A 26,518-nucleotide genomic window follows, 5' to 3' on the forward strand; every position below is an offset into this window, starting at 1 on the left:
TTCTCCTTTCTCTTCTCTTTCGTTAAACATCGTAAATGTTTTTAAAAATGACGTATGTCGAGAAAGCGAGTCAGCCTTTGGCTGACTCATTCTTAGGGTAGGCTATAAAGATGACATCGAAATGACAGTTTTCAAGAGATCTACCAGACGACGAGGGTTAAATTTTTCCTTGTTCGTCTAACCACACTAAGCTGTCGTAATAGCGGCGAATGTTCTCAACATATTGCAATGCTTCATCGCCTCTAGCGTAGCCATAGCGGGTAGTGCGGTAGTACTTTTTTTGACGCAATTGCGGCAGGCGGCGTTTAACGTCAACCCAAAGATCGGGGTTACCCCCTTGTTGTTCTGTTAAAATGCGCGCATCTTCTAAATGACCCATACCGATATTATACGATGCCATCGCCATCCAGGTTCTGTCTGGTTCACTGATACGCGCAGGTATTCTATTTAATAAACTGGCGAAATAGCGCGAGCCTCCTCGAATACTTTGTTCAGGGTCGGTTCTATCGTCTACATTCCAGTCGCTGGCGGTAGCTAATGTAAGCATCATCAGCCCCCGCACCCCTGTTCTTGAAATCGCATCACTGTTCCAATGGCTTTCTTGGTAGCTCATTGCGGCTAGAAGGCGCCAATCTAAATCGCCTGCATACTTTTGAAATAAAGACTTATATTGAGTAAGGGTAGACTCTGCGGCGTAATTGAACGCTCGGCTATCTACATAATCAAACTGGCGAATATGACCAAAGTACTTATCCTCTAACACGGTAAACCATCCAGATTGGTGCACTGTGCCAAAATATTCAATTAACGCCGCTTTAACTGAGTCATCTTGTTGTAAAGGCAACGCCCATGCCATAGGCATATTTTCATTAAGCGTTCGTGCGACAGCCAAATTTGGATAACGTCTGCGCTGTAGGGCTAAGCGATTACTATCTGCAACCGTATAGGCAATATCACCGTTGGCGACCTGTTGAAGTAGTTCTTCTGAATCTGAGTCCTCAGTGGTAATTAATTGAGTCTGAACTGCTTCATCCTCTTCTTCACTTAAACGTTTAAAGAGATTAGATAAAAGGTGAGCCTGACTGCTTCCTGCTACCGCAATAATAGGAGAGTCTAGCTCTGCCAAGTCTCTAGGTCTGGTGGCGCCAGCTTGAAACACGAGTTCCTGCTCTACACGCTGGTAGGCAGGTCCATAAGCAAAACGACGTTTTAGCGCTGGCGTAACGGCGTCTCCGGTAGCGACGATGTCTAAATTGCCTTCTTCGAGTTGTTCAAGCATGACCTCGTAGCTGTAAAAAGGGTACAAATCGAGTGTTACCCCAAGATAATCGGCGAAACCAGCCAGTAATTCGTATTCGAACCCCTGCGGCCCTTCTGCACCATTGTAAAATGTGCCCGCACCGTAAACCGTGCCTACACGAATAGATTCCCTTTCTAATAACGAAGACAGAGCAGTGGGCACGTTTGGCACCCCACAACTCATTACAGCAATAGATAATATGATTATTATTTGTAGTTTTAATCGTTTTTTATAGTCTTGTGACTGCATAGACCTTTACTTAATGTCATTAAACCGTCTAAGTTTAAAAAAAAGTTCATGTAAGCGCGTTATGAGGTTACTTACTGCGCATATTTACTCTATAATCCGCGCCGAAATACTCATCAATCCAAGAGGCAACGCGTCGCATTGGTGGTCGTTGTTTCTAACAAACCAGGTAAATCAATATGTTGGTCCTTCGAGGCGCTCCTGCACTATCAGAGTTTAACCAAACTAAACTGATTGCAAAGCTGGGTCAATCCGGCGTTAGGGTTAAAAACCTATATAGCGAATATGTTCACCTAGTAGACTCCCAAGGTGACTTGTCTAAGCAGCAAATAGAGATTCTCGAGAAGCTGCTCACTTACGGCCCCGCGAGGCAAGCACAAACACCTTCTGGAACCCTCTTCCTTATTACTCCTCGCCCCGGCACTATTTCTCCCTGGTCTTCTAAAGCCACCGACATCGCTCACAACTGTAGTCTAAAAAATATCAATCGTATAGAACGCGGTTGCGCGTTTTATATCGAGACCGACGCTACATTGAGTGATGAAGATTTTGCACTTGTTGCTAGCTTCTTACACGACAGAATGACCGAGTCAGTGTTCACCCATACTGACGATGCGGCGGTGCTGTTTGCTCACACCGAAGCCAACACCTTTACCAGTGTCGATGTGTTAGGTGAAGGCAAAGAGGCACTGGTTAATGCAAACGTGTCGTTAGGCCTTGCATTAGCCGATGATGAGATTGACTACCTATTTGATAGTTTTACCAAGTTAGGCCGAAACCCTACCGATGTAGAGCTATACATGTTTGCCCAAGCAAACTCGGAACATTGTCGCCATAAAATCTTTAACGCTAGCTGGACCATTGACGGCGAAGACCAAGAAAAATCGCTGTTTAAAATGATCAAAAACACCTACGAGTTGTTGCCTGATCACGTGTACTCAGCTTACAAAGATAACGCAGCAGTAATGGAAGGCTGGGAAGCAGGGCGCTTCTTCCCGAACCCTCAGTCGCATCAATACGAATACCATCATGAAAATATCGATATTTTAATGAAGGTAGAAACTCACAACCACCCAACGGCAATTTCACCTTTCCCTGGTGCAGCAACAGGCTCAGGCGGTGAAATTCGTGATGAAGGTGCTACAGGCCGTGGCTCAAAACCTAAAGCAGGCTTGGTTGGTTTTACTGTATCTAACTTACGTATTCCTGGTGCTGAACAGCCGTGGGAAGCAGAATATGGCAAGCCACAGCGCATTGTCAGTGCCCTTGATATTATGCTTGAAGGCCCACTGGGTGGTGCTGCGTTTAACAACGAATTTGGCCGCCCAGCGCTACTGGGTTATTTCCGTACCTACGAGCAAGAAGTCAATAGCTTTAACGGCGTTGAAGTGCGTGGTTATCACAAGCCCATCATGCTTGCGGGTGGCTTAGGCAATATTCGCCGTGATCACATCGAGAAAGGCGAAATCACCGTAGGCGCTAAGCTTATTGTGCTTGGCGGCCCTGCCATGAACATTGGCCTTGGTGGCGGTGCTGCGTCTTCAATGGCCTCTGGTCAGTCGAATGAAGATTTAGACTTTGCCTCCGTTCAGCGTGATAACCCAGAAATGGAGCGTCGCTGTCAGGAAGTGATCGATGCATGTTGGCAGCTAGGGGATAACAACCCTATTCAGTTTATCCACGATGTGGGCGCGGGTGGTCTTTCAAACGCACTGCCAGAGCTTGTAAACGACGGCGGCCGAGGCGGTAACTTTGAGCTTAGAAAAGTATTGTCTGATGAGCCTGGCATGACGCCACTAGAATTGTGGTGTAACGAATCGCAAGAGCGCTATGTTATGTCGGTTGCGCCTGAAAATATGCCTGTGTTCGAAGCGATTTGCGCCCGCGAACGCGCGCCGTTTGCGGTGGTAGGTGAAGCGACTGCCGAGCAGCACTTAAACCTGAACGATAGCCAGTTTGAAAATAAACCCATCGATATGCCGCTAGATGTGCTTTTAGGTAAGCCGCCTAAAATGCATCGCGATGTGAGCTCCAAAAAAGTAAGCTCGCCTGCACTAGATGACGCGGGTATTACATTAAGTGATGCAGCGACGCGCATTCTGTCGTTACCCACAGTGGCTGAAAAAACATTCCTTATCACCATTGGCGATCGCTCGGTAACGGGCCTTGTAAGTCGTGACCAAATGGTAGGTCCATGGCAGGTACCGGTGGCCGATGTAGCGGTAACGGCAACGGCGTTTGATACCTATCACGGCGAAGCCATGACAATGGGCGAGCGTACACCCGTTGCATTGTTGTCGCACGGCGCGTCTGCACGCCTAGCAGTAGGTGAAGCGTTAACTAATATTGCGGCGGCAAATATTGGCGATATTAAGCGTATAAAACTTTCAGCCAACTGGATGACTGCAGCCGGTCACCCGGGTGAAGATGCGGGCCTTTATGAAGCGGTGAAAGCCGTGGGTGAAGAGCTTTGCCCCGAACTTGGTTTAACCATCCCAGTGGGTAAAGACTCCATGTCGATGAAGACCGCATGGAATGAAAATGGAGAAGATAAGGCCGTAACTTCACCGCTATCTTTAGTTATTTCTGCTTTCGGTGCAGTCAAAGATATTCGCAAAACGGTAACGCCACAGCTTCGCACAGACAAAGGCGCAAGTCGCTTATTGTTGCTTGACCTAGGTGAAGGTAAAAACCGCTTGGGCGCGAGTTGTTTAGCACAAGTATATACACAGCTTGGTGATAGCCCAGCTGATGTGGTGTCTGCTACGCGCCTTAAAGGCTTCTTCGATGCCATGCAGGCCCTTATCGAAAAGGGATTGGTGCAGGCTTACCACGACCGTTCAGACGGCGGTCTATTTACCACGGTCGCTGAAATGGCCTTTGCTGGTAAAACAGGTGTAAGTATTAACCTTGATAGCCTTCAAGGCAACGACATCGCTGTACTGTTCAATGAAGAATTGGGCGGCGTAATTCAAGTGCTTGAAAGCGACCTAGACGCAGTTAACGCTGTATTAGCTGAATTTGACTTAACTGAATTGACGCACGATATCGGTACGCTTAGTAGCACGGATATGATTGAGTTTAACCGCGACGGCGTTGCTGTACTTGCGGATAGCCGTGTATCCATGCGTACTACCTGGGCAAAAACTACGTTTGAAATGCAAAAGCTTCGTGATAACCCAGAGTGTGCAGAGCAAGAACACGCTGCGAAGCAGGATGCTGCAGACCCTGGTTTACATGTAGCACTGTCTTACGATGTTAACGAAGATGTAGCCGCGCCTTATATTGCCAAAGGCGTTAAGCCGAAAGTGGCGATTTTAAGAGAGCAGGGCGTTAACTCCCACCTTGAAATGGCGGCTGCATTTACCCGTGCAGGTTTTGACGCTATCGACGTGCACATGAGTGACGTGTTGGCGGGTCGTATTACTCTTGAGCAGTTTGCGGGTCTTGCTGCTTGTGGCGGTTTCTCTTACGGCGACGTATTAGGCGCAGGTGAGGGTTGGGCGAAGTCTATTTTGTTCAATAGCATGGCGCGCGATCAGTTTGAAGGCTTTTTTACCCGCAACGACACCTTTAGCTTAGGTGTATGTAACGGCTGTCAGATGCTATCGAATCTTAAATCATTGATCCCTGGCACAGAACACTGGCCGCATTTCGTGACTAACCAGTCGGCGCGATTTGAAGCCCGTGTCGCTATGGTTGAAGTGATGGAGTCTAAGTCTGTGCTGCTAGATGGCATGGCGGGCTCGCGTATGCCAATTGCGGTGTCGCACGGTGAAGGTCAGGCTGAATTTGCTAATGATAATGCGCTATCGCAAGTAGGCGAGCAGGTGGCTATGCGTTATGTAGATAACTACGGCAAGCCAACAATGCAATACCCAGCTAACCCGAACGGTTCACCGCAAGGTATCACTGGTTTAACGTCTGTAGATGGGCGCAGCACTATAATGATGCCGCACCCTGAACGTGTATTTAGAGCCGTTGCAAACTCATGGTGCCCAGACGATTGGCAAGAAGACGGTGCGTGGATGAGAATCTTCAGGAACGCCCGTAAATTCGTTGGCTAGGTAAATTGGCTATTGAGTAAAACAGGGGGAAACCCCTGTTTATTTACCTTAAATATACCGATTAATAAATGTTCATACTTTAGAATGACGTCAAACCTTTGGCAAAGTGTCAAAAATCTGATTTTTGCCCTTGTCATCAAGTTGTCACTGATCTATTGTAGTGCAAGCAAGGAATGCGGCTTGGTTACAGGAGTTGAATTAGGGTTGTACTGGCTGAAGTATCATTGCTTCGCTGGTTTAAATAATAAGAGACGACCAATGAATCGTTCTTCAAAAGGGTTTGGCTTAACCGGAGTGGCTGTAGCTGTAGTGCTGATGTTCGTAACTGCTGTTTTTAGCACATCTGCGAAATCTGCCGAAGCTCCAACAACGCTAAGTGTGCTGTCTTCAGTTAAGTAGTCTGAAAGAAAAATTCTAACGCCCGTATCAAGTCACTTGATACGGGCGTTAATCATTGGGGCTATTAAAAAGCTTTTTGCGTATTGTGTCGCATAAAAAAGCTTAAAACGAGACGAACGAAATGCACAGCCGAAGCCTGCAAAACTTGTCTCTCACTTTATCCTTTCTTATTTTTTTCTCGGTTAATCAGTTTTTGCTGAGGGTGCTTTTTCAGCAACACATAAGTAGCACCAAATCCGCCATGCATAGGCTGTGCGGTATGAAATGCAATCACTTCATCTAGCTCTCTTAGCCAGTGATTGACATAGCTTTTCTTGAGTGCTGGAAAAGGCTTGCTATTTTCACCGGTTCCATGTTTTATGAGCAGGGCACGAACCCCACGTTCGTGACTTGATTTAATGGTGCTATAAATTAGGTCGCGGCTTTGCTCCAGTGTCTTTCCTGATAGCGTTAGGTTGGTTTCCAACGGATATTTACCAAGACGCAGTTTTTTAAACACACCATCTTGTATGCCTGGCTGCTGGAAATGTATAAAGTCATCAGGCGGTATTGGCTTTACACCATCCATGCTCAGTGGATTAGCGAGTTTGTCGCGAACGCTTAACTTCAAGGCTGCTCGCTTTTGTTTTTCGGCGAGCGCCTTTTCAGGGTCGTGTAATAAAGCCTTGTCATCTGAAGTAATAGGTTTTACATCTTGCATTTCAGCAAAAAACGAATCGATATCGTCGTTTTCAAAGTGGCTCATATTAACCCCCACACTAACTACTATAATGCTATTTATATGTTATTTTGTGCCTTATGATCTATTGCAATGAGTGCTTACTGGAAAGCTAAACGCACAGAAAGAATGTCTTCTAAAAAGGCAACGGCTATAAAAGTGGGGATTAATTTTGAAATTTCATCGTTTAGAAGATGGCTCCGGGCTCAGATAGTGCCTCTATTGCATACCATTCCTCTTCGGTAAATGCTGAATCGATAGGTGTTTCAGCATCATCGCCAGTTTCTTCTTGGGGGGACGAATTGAAAGTCATTATGCTCTCCTGTTTGGAAGAGTATTGCTTAATTCGATTAAATTACAACCAAAGTAGAAAAGATAAACATGATGATAGGGGAGCGAAATGTATAGGAAGGTTTACTTTATTTCTAGTTTAAGCCAGCCAAAATGGCGTCCCCAGCTGGAATCGAACCAACATCTAAGCCTTAGGAGGGCCTTGTTTTATCCATTAAACTATGGGGACCTAATGCGTGACACCTACATTATACGTAGTTCGATAAAATACGAAACCCTTATATTAATCAATGATGTGCAGCTGCTTCGAGGGAAATCTTTTATACCTTTTAAATTCGGTGGTTGTACAGAGAAGACAAACGTTATCGGTTTATCATTTCACAAGCAAAAAAAAGCCCTGATGCAATGACATCAGGGCTTTAAGGTTTAAACGTAGGCTACGTTAAATGTCGGTAGGCGGTAGTTTATCAATGGCTGTCTTGAGCACGTCTGACTCCGTAGGTGAAGCCGTTCCAATATCGCTGCCACTTTCTTTAGACGTATCACCAACAACGGTCTCAGTCCCACTTAAGGAAGTGCTATTGCCAGTTGCGTCAGCAGACGTTGGCTCGGTAGCAGGTAGAATTAAATCTTCAGGTGGAAGATCGATATCGACTACATCAACCGTAACTTCAGTGACAGGACCTCCCGAAACAATATCACCTTCTTCAGGAAGGGTGATTGTGTCTTCCGGTATTGTTCCTGAAGTAACAGGCTCAGGCGCTGTAGTTTCAGGCGTTGTTGAAACAGGGTCGCCAATATCCACAGTCGTTGCTGGTGGTCTCTGGCGGGTTCACCGTCACCACAGGCTCACCCATATCAACGGCGTTACCGTCGTTTATAGCATCGAGGGCCTGAACGACGACATTTTGACTTGCCGTGCTCGCCGAATTACCGACCTCATCTGTCACTGTCGCCACTACGGCATAGGTGCCTGCTGGTAGCGGTGTGCCAGTTAAATCCAGGCTCCAGTTGCCGCTGCCATCAATAGTAAGTTCAGGGTCAGTGCCAAAGGTATAGGACGTTCCATCAACGGTAACAGTTAGGGTAGTATTGTCACCAAGGTCCACCGTTCCATTAAAGATAAGCGTGCTATCGCTAGTTATAAAGTCTCCAGCCACGCCAGAGTCGTTTGAAATACTATCGAACGTCACCGTTTGGCCATTATTGTTTTCATCAATACTGGTATCGATAACAATCGAACCTGTAGCTGAGTCAGAATTACCCACAGCGTCCGTAGCGGTAACCGTTGCCGTATAATTACCTTCAGCGAGTAATGCGACAATATTGTCAGCTAATGTCCAGGTACCGTTACCATTATTGGTAGCGGTGTAGTCATTCCCGTCAATAGTCACCACTACAACCGCGTTCGGATCGTTTACCGTACCGGTAAGTTCTGGCGTGGTGTCGTTGGTGGTTAGATCGTTAATGGCTACCGTAGGTGCAGTGGTATCAATTACTAAAGTACCTGTGTCGGTATCGGTATTACCCGCCTCGTCGGTCACGCTGGCATTAATCGTAAATTCACCTTCGGCCAATTCAGCCGGTACGTCTGCGCTGTAAGTTCCGTCAGCCTGCACAATGGCGGTCACGGTTTGCGTGTTGCCCGCGCTATCAGTAATGGTAAGGGTAACGGTACTGCCCTGCGTCGCGTCAGTGGTACCGGTAAGGGTTGGCGTGGTATCGTTATCCGAGCCTGGCGCATTTATAGTGATTGTCGGTGCGGTAGCGTCTATTTGGCCAGTCGTTGAGCCATCAGCGGTGTTGCCAGTTGGCTCAAGCACAGTAGCGTCGACAGTAAAATCACCGTCTGCTAAGGCATTAGGAACATCTGCGCTGAACGTACCATCATCTTGAACAATCGCCGTGAGTGTTTGAGTGTTTCCTTCACTGTCTGTCACTGTAAAGGTTACCGTGCTACCAGGAATGGCAGAGGTGATACCTGTAATGGTCGGCGTTGTATCGTTGGTTAATCCAATAGGGTCTAAGGTTAGCGATATATCTTGGGCTTGCTCTCCGGTCCCCGAGAATTCAGTTGGGGTTATGTCACCGTCATTGTTGTTATTTTGTTCAAATTGAAAGCCTACGGGGTCAACGTCTTCATTGATGCGATCTACGCGTACAAAGTTACTACCACCACCGGTACCAGCGCCGCCATCAAGACCTGCCGCTGTCGCTTCTAACGATTCCAAGATATCGCCTTCTCCGGCAAGTACGTCTAAAAAGTCACCGTTCTCTTGAGAGGCGTTCTCAGTGCCTTCAACGCCGTCGAGCAGTGCTGCAAGTTCATCCACGCTTTCATCAAAAACTGCAAACTCGTCGTCGGTATTGCTGTCCGTAAAGTCTAACTGTAGAGGGAACGATACGGTCTGCCCTGCTGGCAATGTGCGAAGTTCACCGTTTACGCTAACGGTAACGGTGGCATCTGGTGAAATATTTAAAACATCGCCCTCGTTAACCGCCATACCTGACACTGCGTTAATTTGCTCGCCTGTTTCACTACGTACTAAAGAAGCTTCACCATTTACTTCTACAATGCTTACCTCGGCCATAAGTCCCTCTCAATAAAAATAGATATTTACGCTATATAAAAAGCGTAGCAGGGCTTTTCAATCTCGTTACCGGACCGTAGTACGGATAGGCTTTAGCCATTGGTATAAAGGCGTGAGGAAAACTAGGTAATTCCCCCTAATTTATTAATTTTTCGTCTAATAATACGTAACTGGGTTTGCAGAAAATTTTACAGCGTCTACTTTTTTAAAGTAAGAAACGGCACAAATGTCGTGAAGAATTTATACAGTGAGATGCATATATGAAGTTTATTAAAACAGTGCTTTCTAAAGTTGTAATAGGAACAGCTGGCGCTGTATTGGCTCACGGCGCTTTTGCTCAAACTAGTGGTGAGGGAAGTGCCTCAGCGAGTCTAGAGAGTTACGTTCGTAAGGTTGTTAATCAAAACCCTGAAGTGCAAGCCAGCTGGCGTCAGCTTCAAGTTGCAATGTCAGATGTTGATATCGCTCGCGGAGGCTTTAGGCCCCAGGTAGACGTATTGGCGACGAGTGCCTACACAGATAGAAATTATGGTTTAGACCGAGAGTACATGGGGCACACAGCTGAAATCGCCCTAACCCAAATGCTTTATGACGGGTTTTTAACAAGTAGCGAAGTTAAGCGGTTCAAACAAGCGCAAGTGGTAAGGTACTTTGAATTACTGGGCGAGGTGGAGCAAAAATCGCTTGATACTGCGCTTGCTTACATGGACGTACAGCTGTTTAGAGAATTATTAAGACTGGCCGAAGAAAACCTTATTACTCACGTTGATGTTTTCAAACAGATTGAAGAAAGCGTTGAAGTGGGGCTTGGGCGACGGGCCGACCTAGAGCAAATCAGTGGGTGACTTTCTCTTGCTGAATCCAATGTATTAACCGAGTTGTCTAACCTTCACGACGTCACCGCACGTTTTCTTCGTTTAGTGGGAGAGAAACCTGCAGATAGATTAACGCCTGTAACGTTAAGCTCTGCTTATGTAGACGCCAGTGTGACAGATGTTAAAACGTTATTGACCAATGCCTATGGCACTAACCCGCAATTTAACGCGGCAATTTACAATATAGATGCACAACGTTATGGAGTAGACAGTGCGAAAAGTCTGTATCACTCTCAAGTTAATTTGACGGCGAGCTAAGGTGCACAAACGCGAGATCAAGCGGCACTGAATAATACAATCACTGAGGCTAGCGTAGGGGTTAATTTCTCGTACAATCTGTATAACGTGGGCTCTGACCGCGCAGCAATTAGGCAAGCATTGTCTCAGGTGGATCTTGCAAAAGATTTAAGAGACAAAGCGTGTATCGATATGCGGCAAACGGTGCAAATTGCTTACAACGACATTATCAACATTACCGAGCAGCTTCCTTCACTAAACGCGCATAGGCTGTCATCAGATAGAGTGAAGTCAGCTTACATGGATCAGTTTACTATCGGTGAGCGTTCGCTATTAGATTTACTTGATTCTGAAAACGAATACTACGAGTCGAGCTTATTTAGAGGCTCAGTATACCCTTGAGAAAGCGCGGGTTAGGCTTTTGGCTGCCTCGGGCAGTTTGGCGCAAACATTAGGTATTACAAAAGAAGGCGTACCTGACGTACTTGACATGGCAGAAGAAAAAATCAGCTATGACCCCAACTATGTTTGCCCTGTCGTACGCACTAACTTTGAAGATGAGCGAAACATTCTTAAGCGGGATTCTGATGGAGATGGCATTGTAGATTTGTGGGACGACTGTGTAGACTCAACGCCAGGGGCTATGGTTGATGATTTTGGCTGTGAGGCAAAAGAACCAGAGCCGAGCGCTGCCGATTTCACTCTTGACGACGCTCAAATAATCGACTCTTTTAAGGTAAACATAGAGTTTACATCTAACTCCACAGACGTGTTGCCAGAATACGAAAACAATTTGCAAGACGTCATTGACGCGCTAAATGCTAATCCAAATTCAGGGGTGATTATTCATGGTCACGCCTCACTTGATGGCGATGCAGCATACAATCAGCGCTTGTCAGAGCGAAGGGCCAAGGCTGTTGCGTCTCTTCTTATGACGAAAGCTGATATAGCGCCTCGTAGAATTACCGCTGTTGGCTATGGCGAAAGCCGCCCCTTGGTTAATGAAGAGTCTGAGGCTGCCAATGCGCGTAACCGTAGAATTGAGGCGGCTATTATCCAGCTTCCCTCTAACGAATAGTGATGCGGCAGACCTATATGAAGGATAAAAAGGTCGTACACGACGTATCTTATTTAGAGCAGCAGGGCGGGGTGTTGATGGATTGTTTAATGACAATCTGTCACGCACATCATTTAGATGTATCACGTGTAAGCTTACTTAGTGGGCTACCGTTAGACCACGGTGAGTTATCTCCCACGGGGTTTGAACGGGCCGCTAAAAGAGCTGGGCTTGCTAGCCGGACAGTTAAGCGTGATATTGATCACATTAACACGGCTCTATTGCCCGCTGTTTTAGTGTTAAACGAAAAGCAAGCATGTGTCTTACACGGTTTATCTCCGACGCATGCAAGGGTGTCTTACCCTGAGCTGGACGACGCTGTTGTTGAAGTGGCAAGGGAAGAGCTAAGCGCTAGATATACTGGCTACATTATTTTCGCTCGCCCTGAAATGCAGGCGCAAGAGACAAATGCAAACATTGATAAATCGTCGGTAGGGCACTGGTTGTGGTCGTCTATAAAGACTGCGAAAGGGCTATACCGAGACGTGCTGTTAGCGTCGGTTTTTATCAGTCTTCTTTCTATTGCGCTGCCTTTATTCGTGATGAACGTGTACGACAGGGTCGTACCTAACGCGGCGCTGGAAACCCTGTGGGCACTAGCAATTGGCGTTTTGATGGTATTAGCAGCCGACTTCCTGCTGCGCATGCTGCGTCAATATTTTGTGGAGCTAGCGGCAAGCCGTTTAGATGTAACTCTTTCTGCAAAAATCATGGAAAAAGTGCTATCGATAAACTTAGCGAATAAGCCTGCTAAGAGCGGCGCGTTTATCAACAGCTTACAGTCTTTTGAAAGTATCAGGCAGTTTTTTGGCTCGGTAACGCTGGTTGCTTTAGTGGACCTACCCTTCGGACTTTTATTTGTCGTCATTATTGCAATGATCGATATCTACCTGATTATCCCAATGCTTATTGGCGCTACTCTCTTATTTCTACACGCAATGAAAGCACAGCGAGTCATGCGCTCGTTGTCTGAAGAATCGATGGAAATAAGCTCGCGTAAGAGCTCGCTTGTTACTGAAAGCGTAACGTCTTTGGAAGACATAAAAGCATTTGGTTATCAAAGTCGAAACCAGAGCGCGTGGGAAAAACAGACCATATTTCTTGCTAAAGTTAATGCGAAGCTTCGCTTAGTTTCCATGTCGGTAAATAACGCCGCACTTTGGATTCAACAGTCGGTAGGCGTGGTCATTATTTTAACTGGCGTCTATTTAATTATCGAAGGCGTAATTACGCAAGGTGGTTTGATTGCCGCTTATCTTTTATCTAGCCGCGCGATGGGGCCTGTTTCACAAGCCGCATCGATGTTAGCCCAGTTCCATCACGCGGAAACCGCCAAAAATGCCCTTGATGAAATTATGGCAATGCCTAGTGAATCGGGCAGTAATAAGCAGATTAAGAACAACGTTGTACTGAACGGCAATATAGATGCAAACCAACTCTGCTTTAAATATCCCGATGAAAATGTACTTGCACTTAAAGACATTAACTTCTCGATTAAACAAGGAGAGCATGTTGCCATTTTAGGGAAAAATGGCTGCGGTAAATCTACACTTAATAAACTCATTATGGGTTTTTACCGGCCTGAATCGGGACAGCTCTTGATGGATGGTATCGATTTACAACAATACGATCCTACGCTGTTGCGCAAGCAAATTGGTTATGTTCCCCAAGAAGTGAGCCTTTTTTATGGAACGCTTAAAGACAATATCATGCCTGAAAACTTGAACATGGATGATAGTGATTTCTGGGAAATATTAAGCCAATGTGGTTTAGCAAAATTGGTCAATAGTAGCGCGAATGGGGTAGAGCAAATAGTTGGCGAGCGAGGCTCTCTACTCTCGGGCGGACAGCGACAAGCGGTCGCTATGGCAAGGGCGCTTGTTCGCGATCCATCTATATACATTATGGACGAACCTACCTCAGCGATGGACTCGACTAACGAAGCGCAAATGAAAGAGACCATAAAAGCCGCGACCGCAGGTAAAACTCTTATTATAAATACCCATCGTACGACCTTGCTTGACCTTGTAGAGCTCGTACAGTTGGCTAAGAATTCCCGCTAAAAATAGACGAGTAAGTGAGCAACCATTCTGCCGCATGGGTTGCTGGCGTCTAACACCAGAAAAATCACCCAGCCCAACCCGCTGTCTATTTTTTAAGGTGGGCATTCATCTACATGTCTAATTTTTTACCAATTTGATCGCTAAGATGTACTAATTTGATTACCGAGGGAGACTGACGGACTAATTACTTAGGGGCTTAATCGTACAATCTCCACTCGACACCACACAACTCACTTCTGGACATTTCTGAGTTGCATTTTAGCTAATTTAGAAAAACATGAATTAGATAAAGTATGGAAATTTCAAATCAATATGAGGCGGACATGAAGAAATTGAAAAAAGTAGCTTAACTGGGTTGGTCAATTTTGGTTGACCACGTCATGTTCCGGTGAGTACGCAAGTCATTGGCGCTAACGAATATGAAGGTCACTTTGCTTTTGACTTACTCTATAACAACTCTTCAGATATACAGCCTAATACCTTATCGACCGATACGCATGGTACCAATAATGTTAACTTCGCTATATTAGATTTCTTTGGTTACACATTCGCCCCTCGATACGCGAAAATGAAAAAGGTGTTTTTTGAGCTATTTGAAGTGACTGAAGAGAACGGAGGCCGTATTCAATTAAAGAAAGATATTAATCATAAGCTAATTGCTGAAGAATGGGACAATATTCAGCATATTGTTTGTTCATTGAGTCGTAAAACCACCACTCAAAGCACAATCATTAGAAAGTTGAGTAACGGCAAGAGCCGAAGATTGTCAGCATTGCATGAGTACGACCGTTTAATTAAATCTATTTATGTTTTGGAGTATGTTGATAATTCAACGTTGCGTCATTACGTCCAGCAAGCCTTGAACAGAGGTGAAGCATACCATCAGTTAAAACGTGCTATTACTTCAGTTAATGGCAATAAATTTCGTGGGGGGAATGATTACCAAGTATCACAATGGAACGATTGTGCTCGACTCATTTCAAATTGCATTATTTATTATAATTCCGCGTTACTATCGGCATTTTTACAAATCCAAGAGAGGAACGGTAGGCAAGATGTGGTTGATGTTATTTCTCGGCTTTCACCTGTTGCTTGGCAACACATTAATCTAAATGGGGAATATGCCTTTAATAAAGACCGCAAAGAAATCGACTTAGCTGGTTTACTTAGTGATGTAGAATCAATAAGTTAAAGAATGCCATCTGTTTGTATTTCTAATTCAAAAGGTACTGCGCATCAAAGTGCCATTAAAAATTGGAGGTGTTGATATTCTATATGCTTGATATATACAAGCTAACATTGATAGAAAACAGATAAGCTAACAAGTTTTTAGTCGAGCCATGAACTGTTCTATAATTGTTCTAATTGCAAAACTCTTCAATTTGGTTTGTTACTAGATTTAAAAATACTTTTCTATGCTCGATTTTAGTAAGTAGCAGCTTTTGGATGTCTTCAGGAACTTTTCTTTCTCCTGCATCTATTGCCATTAGTAATGGCTTGATATCAACTACAAGAAGACCTGCCGCCCTTGCTGCTCGAATGAACTTTAATCTCTTTAATGCACATAAGCCGTAAAGTGAATGGCCTGACTTAGTTTTTTCTTCGCAGTGTACTAAGTTCTCAAGAACATAATTTCTTACCGTATGGACAGATGTTTGTGCAGCTAGTGCCAGTTGAGAAATACTCAAAGGAAAATCCAACGCATCATCATCACTACTAATGAACTTATTGATGTCAGGTATCTCTGTCAAAAAACTGACTTCACCAACAGGAATGTTTTCAACCTTAGATTTAATCATGATTTAGCATGCTTCCAATTTGTGTTGTTAATGGAATGCCTTAAGATATCTTGATTACATTCAATCAATTGGCACTCCATTAACATTTCTGTAAGTACATTACCGTTAAATGATTACCCTGCGCAGCAAGATAGCTCTTTAACGTCTTTGCTAAAGGTTTGAGCGCATAACTTCAATCCTTCAACCATCGTCAAATACGGAAATAGTTGACCTGCCAATTCTTCGACTGTCATTTTATTATGAATAGCAAGAGCCGCACTTTGAATCAGTTCTCCGCCTTCATGGGCTAAAATTTGTGCGCCTATCAGTTTTCCCGTGGATTCTTCAGCTACCAACTTGATAAAACCATCCGTTTCAAAATTTGCTAAAGCTCTTGGTACGTTTTCCATATCAAGTACACGACTTATCGTATTTATTCCTACCGCTGAAGCTTGTACTTCGGTTAGACCTACCGTAGCAACTTGTGGGTCGGTGAATATAACAGCAGGCATGGTAGATAAGTCGAGTTGCGCATTTCCACCTGTCATATTAATTCCAGCCCTACTTCCGGCAGCAGCAGCAACATAAACAAATTGTGGCATATTGGAGCAATCTCCAGCGGCATAAATGTTAGCTGTTGATGTTTCCATCATACTATTAACAACAATGGCACCACTTTTATCTGTTTCAACACCAACATTTTCTAAACCAAGCTTTCCAGTATTTGCATGGCGACCCGTAGAGATAAGCAATTTTTCAGCGATTAATGTTCCTTCGTTAGTTTCCAATGAAAAACCATTGCTATCATAAGAAACATGACTTGCTTGCGTATTATTAAGTACCCTAATACCTTCTTTTTCAAAGCACTCTGCCAGTTTTTCACCTAATAACGGATCTTCAGCATATAAAAGGGTATGTCTGGCTAGAATTGTCACACGGCTACCTAAACGGGCATAAGCTTGCGCAATTTCCAGAGCAACAACGGAGGAGCCGATGACAACTAGACTACTCGGTAACTCTTCTGCAAATAAGGCTTCTGTTGATGTCCAATAAGGTGTATCAACTAAACCCTTAATTGGCGGAATGCTTGGTGTAGAGCCTGTTGCAATTAAAATGCGATCTGCAACCAGCTCTTCTTCACTACCATCAGACTTGTGAACTAGCAAGGTATTTTGATTTTTAAAACGTGCATAACCTTTAAGTAAAGATAGCGCGGGATTACTCTCTAAAATACGTTGATATTTAGCATCGCGTAGTTCTTCGACGCGAGCGTTTTGCTGATGTGCTAATAAGGAGCGGCTAAGTTGTGGCTGAATATTTTCTAAACCATCAAACGGGTTAGTACGTTGCTGATGCGCTAATTGCGCAGCACGGATCAATATTTTTGAAGGAACACAGCCGACATTTACACAGCAACCTCCGATTACATCGGCTCCTTCAATGATAGTAACTCTTGCTCCGCCTTCTGCTGCTTTAATCGCACTGGCAAAGGCCCCTGAACCACTACCAATAATGGCTACATGTAATTGTTCTGGCTGGATGTCATTTGACGAGCAACAACTATTCGTTGACATATTTTATTCCTCTAAAAAAGTTAAGCGGTACAAGTTTCATCATCACAGCGTTTATTCGCAGGAGAAACCATGTCCCAAATTGATACAGCAACCATTAGTCCTAGCCCCGTATAAGTAACGTATGAACTCCACCCGTACTGGAACCAAGGGTATAAAGAGAGTAAAACCAAAATGGGGCCAATTGAACCGATAAAACTACGGTACCATTGACGATGGCTAAACCAGCCTAAGATATTCATTGCCAGCGCTAATACTGCAAACAGTGGTAACAACGTATTGATAAATACCCCTTCCCACTGACTAAGAAATCCCATCCCAATTGCCGCACCAAGACTAGCTATCGCGGGAAAACACATGGCGCATCCCATTGCCGAAACAAGTGCACCTATAGAGCCTGCTTTATCTCCGATACGCGTAACTAGTTCTAAGGGGCTAAACATTACTTATTTTCACTTTTTAAATTTGAAGGGTAGCCAGCGTTGGTAGTCGCTGCAATTAATGCATTGATGTTGGTTTTAGTGTCATCAAAAGAAACAACAGCTAGCTTAGGCTTGTAGGTAACTTTCGCATTTTCAACGCCATCAACATTTTCTAATGACTTTTTAACTGTGATTGGACATGTCGCACAGTTCATCGTTGGCACTTCCAGTGTAACTGTTTTTACTTCAGCAAAAGCACCAAAACTAGAAAGTGAAAGCAGTGCGGTTAATAATAATTTTTTCATAATTAGCTCCAAATTTTAAAATGTTATAAATTTCTTGATCTGTATATTAAGCAAACAAAAGTATCCAATAATTACTGGTCACTAAAATTGTCGCAACTATAGCGCTCAGCCAGAAAATGACTTTTCGTTGTTGCTGTTTCTTAGGAATTGCACAGGCCGTTCCCGGCTCACACTCTTCTACAGGACGGTAAATTTTCCAACCTGAGTAGCCAAACAACAACACTACAAATGCGATAAATAATGGCCTATAGGGTTCAAATGCAGTTAAATTACCAATCCATGAGCCACTTACCCCAAGTAATAACAGGAGCAAAGGACCTACACAGCATACGCCTGCGCCTAATGCTGCTATGATGCCTCCTATCATTGGAAGGTTTGATTTTTTTTGATTCATATAGATACCTCATTAAGTGATAATGCAAGTGTATTGCATGTACCTAAGTACGGAGTCAAGGGTGATTTATAAAAAATTTATCTTTGATAATCTGCTACGACAGATACGGGGAATAAGCTAACTTGAATTAAGGCGCAGAAGTAAAATTGGATATGCTGTTTTAGTGGGAAATGGTAGTTAAGTGAATCATTTACTTCGGTTGCAACGAATCAATTATTGGGCAGTGGCTATCGTCATCATTATTTTGGCATTGTCCTAAATGTTCTTCCAAAGCGTGTTCTAACAACAACAAGTCAGCCATCTTTTTTTGTACTGCGATCAGTTTTTTATTAGCTAATTCTTGTACTTTACTACATGGACTATCGTTTAACGCAAGTAACCCTTCAATCTCATTTAGCGTAAAACCTAATTCTTGAGAACGCTTGATAAAATGTATTCTATTTACCGTTTCTTTCGGGTAATGTCTATAGCCCTGCATAGGCTTTGGTGGTTGTTTAATTAAGCCTTTGCGTTCATAAAAGCGAATTGTTTCGACATTTACACTCAGTTCTTTAGCCAACATACTTATGGTTCGTTTAGACACGTTATCAATTACCTTACTGACTTTTTGTTTACTTACTTTATATCTAATTAAAGTGACCATCAATGAATACCAGTTTAAACATCGCTAATTGATTTTGTTTTTTCTTCTATTAAATAAGTAAAGTTACCGTTGTTACAACAATATTAAACCACAACAATGTATGGTTTATCCTTTTTCATTATCAAAGTCCAAATTAGTGTTATTACATGCAGTTCTACATGAGTACACCCTAAAGATACTGTTAATATATCACAGGCAATTACGTAATGACACCACTTAAATAAACCTATATGATATGACACCATCTAAATAGACCTAATTAGGCAAAAATGTTCATAAGAGCATATTTACGAGCATCAACTTCTGAGCAAGATGCAAATAGAGCAAAAAGCTCATTAAAAAAATTCGTTTCTGGCTTCAGCAAACGAATTGCTTCTTTTTATATAGAAAATAAATCTGGTAATTCTTTAGATAGACCAGAGCTAATTCGTTTATTGGATGAATCAGAGTCCGGTGATGTTTTGTTAGTTGAATCAATCGATCGTTTAACAAGGCTAAGCCCTGATGATTGGAAAACTCTTGTAGCCTCAATAAATGAAAAAGGAATTAGTGTTGTTAGTTTAGATCTACCAACCAGTCATTTAACATTTGGCAGTTTTCCAAGTGATGATTTTATGAGATCAATACTTAGTGCTATTAATAATATGCTGTTAGAAATATTAGCGGCCAGTGCATATAAAGAATATCGAGAACGTGAACGTAAGCAAAAAGAAGGTATTGTAAAAGCACAGCAAAAGGGACTTTATCACGGTCGTCAGCCTGATTTAGAGGCTCATGATAGGATTGCCTCGTTTACTGAAGCTGGATTTAGTATTAATAAAACGGCTGAAGCAGTTGGAGTTAGTCGAAGTACGGTAATTAGAGTTAGAAAAAAGCTTAAAAACTTAGACTAAGGTTAATTTCGAGGGGATGGGCGCAAAACCCCTTAGAGCAACCTGTCGGACCTAATTGCATCGTGATTTGAATTTGACAGGTTGAGTCCAGACTAATCCAGCTAAGAACATAAGTCTCGGAGCTAATCTAGCTTCTCTCGCTTTTTGAATTCTAGAACGTTGCCTGTTGCCCCCGTTGTTTCCACATCGATCATTAACTCAATATGGGGTTCTAGGGATTTTCCCCTCTAAAAAGACTTAATCCTCTGTAGACCACACCAATAAATGGCTGCGGAGGTGGGTTACTACTTATAAGTGTGGCAAATTAGGTAAATATCGTACATTTAATACGGAACAGCCCTGATATGGCCATCAAAAACGAAATTACTATTCTCACGAGAGCAGAACAGGCAGATCTTTATTCCCCACCCATTTTTTCAATCGAAGAACAACGTCTGTACTTTTCTCTGAACGATGCGGAATTGGCAGTTTTTCGGTCAATTCGTCTCAGAGCTCATAGATGTTACTTTGTCGCGATTTTGGGATACTTCAAATCAAAGCCCGTCATCCTAGATATCGCTTACTCGCAGGTTTCTAAGGATTTAATGTTCATCAGTAAAGAGTAAGCGATCATTTTAGACTGTCTTTTCCCTGCGGTGCTACTCCGTAAAATAGCCTCCGTAGATTTTACTAACGGAGACTTTACTGATGGCAACAAAAAGACGTACACGTGAGCAATGGCAAAGATTGGTTGACAAGCAAGCAGCAAGCGAGCTGACAGTCAGTGAATTTTGTGCACAGCATGCGTTAACAGTATCAAATTTTTATCTGTGGCGTAAAAAGCTGAGCGATGATAGTCAACCGTTTGCGCAGCAGGATAACTGGCTTGCTTTTGATATGCCAGCGAGCGGAAACCAGAGTATAGATTCAGCGTGGGAGATAGAACTGGTATTACCCGGTGGTGTGGTGCTGCGGATGAACCGAGCCGTCTGATGTTACCCTTATCTAATGGGCGTATTTGGTTGTACACCGGCAATGCCGATATGCGCAAACAGTTTGATGGGTTGGCAGCGCTGGTACAGAGCAAGTTGGGCATGCAGGCGCATTGTGGTGACTGGTTTGTGTTTATCAATAAACGCCGCACCCAGCTAAAGGTATTGTATTACCATCAGGGCGGTTATTGTTTGTGGAGCAAACGTCTAGAAAGAGGTACCTTCGCCAAAGTCACTGACGGCACAGCAAAAACACCATTAAACAGCGCTCAGTTACAGTGTTTGATTGATGGGATTTACTGGCAAAAAGACAAACAAAACAGGCGATTTAATTAACTGATTTTGTTATAATTTAGCCCATGAAAACACGCTCTATTAGTCACCTTTCACCGTCTGAAATTGAGGCTGCCTTTGCTCATCAAGCCGATGAAATTGCGCAACTCAAGCAGCAACTCGACTGGCTTAAACGTCAGTTGTTCGGGCGTAAGTCTGAAAAGGTGTTAGCGGATAATCCGGCGCAGAGCAGTTTGTTTGATGAGGGGGAAACCCTCACCTTACCGGCAGAAACAAAACCGGTGAAGGCACATACTCGTTCCTCACAAAAGCAACGTCGCGACTCGGATTTGAATGATGAAGGCCTGCGTTTTGATGAGACAGTGCCGCAACAGATTATTGATATACCTGCGCCAGAATTACAGGGGGCGGATGCCGACCAGTATGAATTAGTGGATACCAAAGAAACCTGTCGCTTAGCACAACAGCCTGGCAGTTATGTGGTATTGAGATTCCGTCGACAGGTCGTGCGTCATAAAACCACGCAAACCATTAAGGAGACGCCTGCCCCCACCAATGTGCTGGAAGGCTGTTACTGCGATGTCTCACTGCTCGCCGGACTGATGGTTGATAAAGCGGTGTATCACTTACCGCTTCACCGCCAACATCAACGGATGCTGGATAGCGGTATTACCCTTAGCCGGGCCACCTTAATCAACTGGATACAAAAAGGCATTGAGCTGCTTCGACCCATCGCCAAAGCCCAGTGGCAACACATTCTGCAAAGTAAAATACTGGCCATGGATGAAGTGCCCATTAAAGCAGGTCGCACTAAAGGCGCTGGCCGAAAACCCGGACACATGAAACAAACCTACTTCTGGCCCCTGTACGGTGACAGTGATGAAGTGGCGTTTACTTGGAGTAACAGCCGGGGTATGTTGCATGCCCAAGCACAGTTACAGGACTTTACCGGTACCTTGCTCACCGATGGCTATGCCGCTTACACCAAAACGGTAGCGCAGATAAACCAACAAGAACAACAGATTGTGCACGCAGCCTGTTGGGTACACATGCGCAGGGGCTTTGAAAAAGCCCTCGACAGTGAGCCGCAAGCCGCACAGCAGGCACTGGATATTATCGCTGCGCTCTACCGACATGAAAAACACATCAGGCATAAACAATTAGACCTAGCCGATATCCATGCTTACCGGCAACAACACAGCGAGCCACTCGTTACCGACTTCTTCCGGTGGGTCTATCAACAGCGACAACGCACTGATTTACTGCCCAAATCTCCCTTCGCCAAGGCACTCCATTATGCGCATGAGCGAGAAAGCCAACTCAAAGTGTTCCTGGGTAACCCCGCCTTACCCATGGATACCAATCATCTTGAGCGGGCACTGCGTGTTATTCCCATGGGGAGAAAAAACTATTTGTTCTGCTGGTCTGAACTTGGCGCTGAACAACTGGGCATACTGCAAAGCCTGATGGTGACTTGCCGCCTGCAAGGCGTTAATCCCTACCATTATCTGGTGGATGTATTACAACGCGTGGCATTACATCCGGCCAGGGACGTAATCGACCTCACGCCGCGGCTCTGGAAACAAAAATACAATCAAAACAGGTTAGTCAGCGATGTCAAAATACTCACTTCCCAACACTAAAATCTCAGCCACAATTATGGAGTTCGGTAAAGGAGTGTTAAATGCACTCCCTGCTGATTACAGCCAGGCAGAAATGGAAGATGCTATGCTGACGATAATAACCGTGTGGAATGCCATCGTACTGGACACTTGGCACAACACAGACAAAAATGAAAAAATGGTGCTTGATGCACTCTCTCAAGCGCCTAAAGAAGGACAACTTCAAGTAAAACGATTGATAAAAAGAAAGAAGACCAAGTTTAGCGATGATATCCGCGCGGTTGGAGATCACTGGATAAGAGAAGAGCAAGGGGACTTTATCTTCGGCTGTGAAGCACGGTTAGATATAGAACGCACCTCCTTAAACGAAGATAGCCTCAAACACTAAACGAATCACAACGGTCTATATTGATCGCTTACAGTAAAGAGCTGCTTGGCGGCAAGGGGCTCAGACCATTCACTCCCTCACAAAAACAAAAAGATCGACTCTACGCAAAAGTATTAGACCTTGCTGGTTATCACAAATGGGACGAAAGTCAGCACTTCAATTCTCTTTTCGACCACCTTGTTCAGGTGGGCAATGCCTGGCTGGAGCCGCGTTACCTCTTTGATACTGCTATTGAATTCCTAACCAGTCACAGCATTGCTATCCCTAGGTACACCGTACTCCAGAGACTGATAAGCAGAGCGATGCAGCAGGTCAGAAAAGACCTGGCGCACCAACTTAATCAACTCACCAGTCCTGAACTTCACGTCTTTCTGGACAGCATAACAGCCATTGATGACGGACTAAGCCTGAACCAGCTCAGAGGCGGTGCAAAAAGTCTGACCGTACCTGAACTTAAAAAAGAGCTTGCCCTTTATCATCAGTTAGCGCCATGGCGCACGCAAATCAATGGCGTTATCGATGGGCTTAATCTGTCTCTTAAAAATCGACAACACTTCGGTGAGCTCATCAACTATTACGGCAGTAAACTCAAACGATTCAAACGCGCACAGCAGCATCTATGGTTGCTATGTCACCTGACAGAGCGGATACAACTGGCACTGGAACGGTTAACTGATGGGTTCATTTACCATATCCGCAAGCAACAAGAAGCTGCCAACACCTTTGCACAACAAGCAGTGTTCCTGTCCTGGCAGTCAGCCGCGGACAATGTCACAAAAGCGGCAGAGTTACTGCATCTGTTTGTGGATGAGAACATTGATGATAATCAACCCTTCTCAGTAGTCAGACAACAGGCATTGAAGGTCATGAATGACAGGGATATCCAGACGCTCTGCCTTTACCTGAAAAAACAGAAACGGACCGTGGAAGAGTACCAGTGGCAACATTACGATGAACAATGCAATCTCCTGGAGCAACTGTTAAGGCAGGTGTTTTTGTGCCTTGAATGTGAGGCCGGTAAAGGCTCAGAAGCCGTCGTCGCCCAACTTCAACAGATGCAGACGGAAATCGCATTCGGTGGACCACTGAAGACGATGGATACGTCGCTCATCCCGAAAAAGCACCTCCCATGGTTGGTTAAACAGGATAACGTTAACCCGCAACGTTACGAATGGCTGCTCTANCNGCAGNTAAACCCACGACTGAATGGACGCATTTATTTCACGACTGATGACGCATTATTGCAAATGTACTAATACGCGCACTGAGACGACTGATCCCCAGACATCGCAGGATACCTTGCTGCCTCATCAACACTGGACAGACTAAAACAGCCCGCAGAGTTATTGTTACAGGAGAAACAACACCGGCTGGAAAGTGCACTCAAAGACGTTGCTCTCCATATTGATGAGGGAGACAATCGAAATGTGATCATGAAAAATCGTACCGGTACCCGCTGGCGTCTGCCGACCAAAAGCGCTACATCTCTGGTCAACAATCCCTTTTTTAAGCGAATGCAACCGGTCGGTATCGCGGATGTACTGCGGTATGTAGAGCGCGAAACCGGGTTCATGAAATGTCTGACTCATGTACTTCCGATACAAAAACAAGGGTTCACTCATCAGGATGATTTACTGGCCATTCTGATTGCCAACGCCACTCACCGTGGTGTGTATGGCATGGCGCAGATCTCCGATCGAAGCTATGAACACCTGAGTACGGTGCAGGCCAACTATATCTGCAGCAGATGTCGATTAAGCTCTTGGCCCAAGCGGAAGCCATCTTGGACGCTTACGATCTCCACTCCTTCATGCTTGGAGGCCCAATCTTTCGCCGTCACGGCCGATGCAAAGAAATGGACGTGGCAACAGAATGACCGACGAATGTCCGCTGTTTCCTGCGGCAGTACCAACGACACTGCGGCGTCGGTCGGTGCGATATCCCGGATTTCGTTCGGCGAAACCGTGAGGGAAACTGGCGCCCCGGTTGCAGCGCAATGCGACGTCACGCGCGCCGTCTGGCCGATGAGGGCCGGAAGCATCAGAGTGTCCAGTGCGCACCAAGCGTATAGACGGCGGCCGTCAATCTCAAAGATATGCGAAGTCTCGCGCAAGGTGAGGACATAACCAACAATATTCCCATCACTATCGTACTCGGTACTAGTCGTCCGTTCGAGTACCGCATTCACTTGCTGAGCAGGCCAGTCGAGAGACTTGGCAAGCGTCGTTCGTGAAACTGGACGCCCCTTGGCAAGCTCACGCAGCAGCACGACGAACAGTTCCCCGAAGCCTTGGGGCTGATTGGCTGGCGTCAGACTTTCTGCAATCTTGGTGAGGTAGCGGGTATGTTTCATACTAATTTTCATACTAATTTCCTTTAAGAATGGTTAAGTTTGATTGTTACAAACGTGCGTGAATATAAACTCGGTACCACGGTACTGAGTCAAGTATCCCAGAGCATTAAAATAGAAAAAGGTCACTCTGGCAGTGAACTTTCAACCCAAATAATTGACTAAGAACCTACAAAGCTGTACCAATCTTACTGAAGGAAATAACGATGGAATTCTATTTATGATACAACGCAGTGAATCCAAAAAGTCACTTTTGGTAGCCAGTCTAACTGCAATAGGCGCTTCAGTTTGTTGTGTTGGCCCATTGGTTTTGCTGACGTTAGGTGTTGGTGGAAGCTGGGCGAGTACCTTGACTGCGTTTGAGCCCGTACGACCTATATTTATTTTGATAACGCTTGGTTTGTTAGTGTGGACGTTCAGAAAACTATATATCGCACCACGTCAATGTAATGAAGGTGAGCTATGTGCAATTCCGAGAGTACAGCGGAATCAACGTATTATTTTTTGGGTCGTGTCAGTACTAATTATGCTGTTGCTGACTTTCCCCTACTATGCAGAATTTATTATCACTTAACTTGGAGATTTTTATGATGAAGATAACGACTGATTTCGTACGGTACCTTAATATTTTTATATTTGCCGTTCTTCTTGGGACGTCTTTCAATGCCGCTCAGGCAGAGGAAAGTGTTAGTACGGACGTTAGAACTGCAACATTAGCGGTTGAAAATATGACCTGTGCCATGTGCCCAATTACAGTGAAAAAGTCATTAACCAATTTAGAGGGCGTAATAGATGCCGACGTGAATTTTGACCATAAAACGGCGAAGGTTGTCTATCATGAGAATAGTGTCAGTATTGAACAGCTAACCAAAGCGACAACAAATGTAGGCTACCCCTCGGTCGTATCAAAATAATAGGAGTTCCGTGAAAATAGGAAGGTTAAGAGAGGCATTGCTTTTTTCATGATCTCTATTAAAGCAACC

At 44.6% G+C, this 26,518-nt stretch carries 27 protein-coding genes, 1 tRNA gene and 2 pseudogenes; 17 read left to right on the forward strand and 13 right to left on the reverse strand.

Features of this window, described 5'->3' with window-relative positions; all coding sequences use genetic code 11:
- Window positions 1-157: 157 nt before the first annotated feature.
- Window positions 158-1,549 (reverse strand): membrane-bound lytic murein transglycosylase MltF, encoded by a 1,392-nt coding sequence (gene mltF / locus MADE_RS04985; RefSeq protein ID WP_020743009.1) that lies wholly within the window; start codon window positions 1,547-1,549, stop codon window positions 158-160.
- Window positions 1,550-1,725: 176 nt separating this feature from the next.
- On the opposite strand from mltF, the gene purL reads away from it, so the two are divergent.
- Both purL and MADE_RS20665 read left to right on the forward strand, forming a co-directional pair.
- On the forward strand, window positions 1,726-5,613 hold the full coding sequence (gene purL / locus MADE_RS04990; protein WP_012517587.1) for a phosphoribosylformylglycinamidine synthase: 3,888 nt from the start codon (window positions 1,726-1,728) through the stop codon (window positions 5,611-5,613).
- A gap of 258 nt (window positions 5,614-5,871) precedes the next feature.
- Window positions 5,872-6,012, forward strand: coding sequence for a hypothetical protein (locus tag MADE_RS20665; protein WP_012517588.1), 141 nt, complete (start codon window positions 5,872-5,874; stop codon window positions 6,010-6,012).
- Window positions 6,013-6,169: 157 nt separating this feature from the next.
- Here the strand turns inward: MADE_RS20665 and smrA are convergent, their stop codons facing one another.
- The 5 genes from smrA to MADE_RS05010 form a co-directional block, all read right to left on the reverse strand.
- Window positions 6,170-6,757: a DNA endonuclease SmrA gene (gene smrA, locus MADE_RS04995; protein ID WP_012517589.1), complete on the reverse strand. Its 588-nt coding sequence runs from the start codon at window positions 6,755-6,757 to the stop codon at window positions 6,170-6,172.
- Between the two features lie 160 nt (window positions 6,758-6,917).
- Window positions 6,918-7,043 (reverse strand): hypothetical protein, encoded by a 126-nt coding sequence (locus tag MADE_RS21075; protein WP_012517590.1) that lies wholly within the window; start codon window positions 7,041-7,043, stop codon window positions 6,918-6,920.
- A gap of 132 nt (window positions 7,044-7,175) precedes the next feature.
- Window positions 7,176-7,250: transfer RNA gene (locus MADE_RS05000), tRNA-Arg, on the reverse strand.
- 213 nt (window positions 7,251-7,463) lie between these two features.
- Window positions 7,464-7,826, reverse strand: a complete 363-nt coding sequence (locus MADE_RS05005) for a hypothetical protein (protein ID WP_023559537.1) — start codon at window positions 7,824-7,826, stop codon at window positions 7,464-7,466.
- Window positions 7,792-9,612 carry a retention module-containing protein gene (locus tag MADE_RS05010; RefSeq protein WP_023559538.1) on the reverse strand — a complete coding sequence of 607 codons (1,821 nt, stop codon included), beginning with the start codon at window positions 9,610-9,612 and terminating at the stop codon, window positions 7,792-7,794. The genes MADE_RS05005 and MADE_RS05010 overlap by 35 nt, the downstream gene beginning before the upstream one ends.
- A 260-nt stretch (window positions 9,613-9,872) precedes the next feature.
- On the opposite strand from MADE_RS05010, the gene MADE_RS20825 reads away from it, so the two are divergent.
- From MADE_RS20825 to MADE_RS05025, 6 genes are all read left to right on the forward strand, one after another.
- Entirely contained in the window at window positions 9,873-10,457 is a 585-nt protein-coding gene (locus MADE_RS20825) for a TolC family protein (protein WP_023559539.1), read from the forward strand.
- A gap of 33 nt (window positions 10,458-10,490) precedes the next feature.
- Window positions 10,491-10,745 carry a TolC family protein gene (locus MADE_RS20830; protein WP_023559540.1) on the forward strand — a complete coding sequence of 85 codons (255 nt, stop codon included), beginning with the start codon at window positions 10,491-10,493 and terminating at the stop codon, window positions 10,743-10,745.
- A 39-nt stretch (window positions 10,746-10,784) separates the two neighbouring features.
- Window positions 10,785-11,126 (forward strand): TolC family protein, encoded by a 342-nt coding sequence (locus MADE_RS20835; RefSeq protein ID WP_470207093.1) that lies wholly within the window; start codon window positions 10,785-10,787, stop codon window positions 11,124-11,126.
- Between the two features lie 19 nt (window positions 11,127-11,145).
- Complete coding sequence (locus MADE_RS20840; protein WP_012517593.1) at window positions 11,146-11,802, forward strand: OmpA family protein; 657 nt, start codon at window positions 11,146-11,148, stop codon at window positions 11,800-11,802.
- 2 nt (window positions 11,803-11,804) lie between these two features.
- The gene (locus MADE_RS05020) at window positions 11,805-13,904 is read left to right on the forward strand and encodes a type I secretion system permease/ATPase (RefSeq protein WP_012517594.1); all 2,100 of its coding nucleotides are present in this window, start codon (window positions 11,805-11,807) and stop codon (window positions 13,902-13,904) included.
- 388 nt (window positions 13,905-14,292) lie between these two features.
- Window positions 14,293-15,096, forward strand: coding sequence for a Tn3 family transposase (locus tag MADE_RS05025; RefSeq protein ID WP_012517595.1), 804 nt, complete (start codon window positions 14,293-14,295; stop codon window positions 15,094-15,096).
- Window positions 15,097-15,265: 169 nt separating this feature from the next.
- On the opposite strand, the gene MADE_RS05030 is transcribed toward MADE_RS05025, so the two are convergent.
- From MADE_RS05030 to merR, 6 genes are all read right to left on the reverse strand, one after another.
- A complete protein-coding gene (locus tag MADE_RS05030) occupies window positions 15,266-15,703 on the reverse strand; it encodes a MerR family transcriptional regulator (RefSeq protein ID WP_008110853.1) in 438 nt (145 codons plus the stop codon).
- A 113-nt stretch (window positions 15,704-15,816) separates the two neighbouring features.
- The gene (merA, locus tag MADE_RS05035; RefSeq protein WP_008467329.1) at window positions 15,817-17,256 is read right to left on the reverse strand and encodes a mercury(II) reductase; all 1,440 of its coding nucleotides are present in this window, start codon (window positions 17,254-17,256) and stop codon (window positions 15,817-15,819) included.
- Between the two features lie 20 nt (window positions 17,257-17,276).
- Window positions 17,277-17,696 (reverse strand): organomercurial transporter MerC, encoded by a 420-nt coding sequence (gene merC / locus MADE_RS05040; protein ID WP_012517596.1) that lies wholly within the window; start codon window positions 17,694-17,696, stop codon window positions 17,277-17,279.
- The gene (gene merP, locus MADE_RS05045) at window positions 17,696-17,980 is read right to left on the reverse strand and encodes a mercury resistance system periplasmic binding protein MerP (protein ID WP_008110847.1); all 285 of its coding nucleotides are present in this window, start codon (window positions 17,978-17,980) and stop codon (window positions 17,696-17,698) included. The genes merC and merP overlap by 1 nt, the downstream gene beginning before the upstream one ends.
- 46 nt (window positions 17,981-18,026) lie before the next feature.
- Window positions 18,027-18,374: a mercuric transporter MerT family protein gene (locus MADE_RS05050; protein WP_012517597.1), complete on the reverse strand. Its 348-nt coding sequence runs from the start codon at window positions 18,372-18,374 to the stop codon at window positions 18,027-18,029.
- Window positions 18,375-18,564: 190 nt separating this feature from the next.
- The gene (merR, locus tag MADE_RS05055) at window positions 18,565-18,936 is read right to left on the reverse strand and encodes an Hg(II)-responsive transcriptional regulator (RefSeq protein WP_033011277.1); all 372 of its coding nucleotides are present in this window, start codon (window positions 18,934-18,936) and stop codon (window positions 18,565-18,567) included.
- Window positions 18,937-19,286: 350 nt separating this feature from the next.
- Between merR and MADE_RS05060 the strand changes: the two genes are divergently transcribed.
- The 7 genes and pseudogenes from MADE_RS05060 to MADE_RS05090 form a co-directional block, all read left to right on the forward strand.
- Entirely contained in the window at window positions 19,287-19,910 is a 624-nt protein-coding gene (locus MADE_RS05060; protein ID WP_008467336.1) for a recombinase family protein, read from the forward strand.
- A gap of 344 nt (window positions 19,911-20,254) precedes the next feature.
- Window positions 20,255-20,512: pseudogene (locus MADE_RS21155) on the forward strand (DUF4158 domain-containing protein); the annotation flags it as partial.
- Between the two features lie 85 nt (window positions 20,513-20,597).
- The gene (gene tnpA / locus MADE_RS05070; protein ID WP_012516875.1) at window positions 20,598-20,882 is read left to right on the forward strand and encodes an IS66 family insertion sequence element accessory protein TnpA; all 285 of its coding nucleotides are present in this window, start codon (window positions 20,598-20,600) and stop codon (window positions 20,880-20,882) included.
- On the forward strand, window positions 20,882-21,217 hold the full coding sequence (gene tnpB / locus MADE_RS05075) for an IS66 family insertion sequence element accessory protein TnpB (protein ID WP_012518757.1): 336 nt from the start codon (window positions 20,882-20,884) through the stop codon (window positions 21,215-21,217). The genes tnpA and tnpB overlap by 1 nt, the downstream gene beginning before the upstream one ends.
- Window positions 21,218-21,240: 23 nt before the next feature.
- Complete coding sequence (tnpC, locus tag MADE_RS05080) at window positions 21,241-22,818, forward strand: IS66 family transposase (protein ID WP_023559543.1); 1,578 nt, start codon at window positions 21,241-21,243, stop codon at window positions 22,816-22,818.
- Window positions 22,790-23,185 carry a hypothetical protein gene (locus tag MADE_RS05085; protein ID WP_023559544.1) on the forward strand — a complete coding sequence of 132 codons (396 nt, stop codon included), beginning with the start codon at window positions 22,790-22,792 and terminating at the stop codon, window positions 23,183-23,185. The genes tnpC and MADE_RS05085 overlap by 29 nt, the downstream gene beginning before the upstream one ends.
- A 20-nt stretch (window positions 23,186-23,205) precedes the next feature.
- Window positions 23,206-24,924 (forward strand): annotated as a pseudogene (locus MADE_RS05090) (DUF4158 domain-containing protein); the annotation flags it as partial.
- Here MADE_RS05090 and merB read toward each other — a convergent pair.
- A complete protein-coding gene (gene merB, locus MADE_RS05100) occupies window positions 24,918-25,550 on the reverse strand; it encodes an organomercurial lyase MerB (RefSeq protein ID WP_012517599.1) in 633 nt (210 codons plus the stop codon). The pseudogene MADE_RS05090 and the gene merB sit on opposite strands and share 7 nt — an antisense overlap.
- 205 nt (window positions 25,551-25,755) lie before the next feature.
- Between merB and MADE_RS05105 the strand changes: the two genes are divergently transcribed.
- Entirely contained in the window at window positions 25,756-26,109 is a 354-nt protein-coding gene (locus MADE_RS05105; protein ID WP_007106067.1) for a mercuric transporter MerT family protein, read from the forward strand.
- Between the two features lie 13 nt (window positions 26,110-26,122).
- Window positions 26,123-26,449: a heavy-metal-associated domain-containing protein gene (locus tag MADE_RS05110; protein WP_012517600.1), complete on the forward strand. Its 327-nt coding sequence runs from the start codon at window positions 26,123-26,125 to the stop codon at window positions 26,447-26,449.
- The last annotated feature ends 69 nt before the right edge of the window (window positions 26,450-26,518 follow it).

Origin of the sequence: Alteromonas mediterranea DE, assembly GCF_000020585.3 — a bacterium.
GTDB lineage: Bacteria > Pseudomonadota > Gammaproteobacteria > Enterobacterales > Alteromonadaceae > Alteromonas > Alteromonas mediterranea.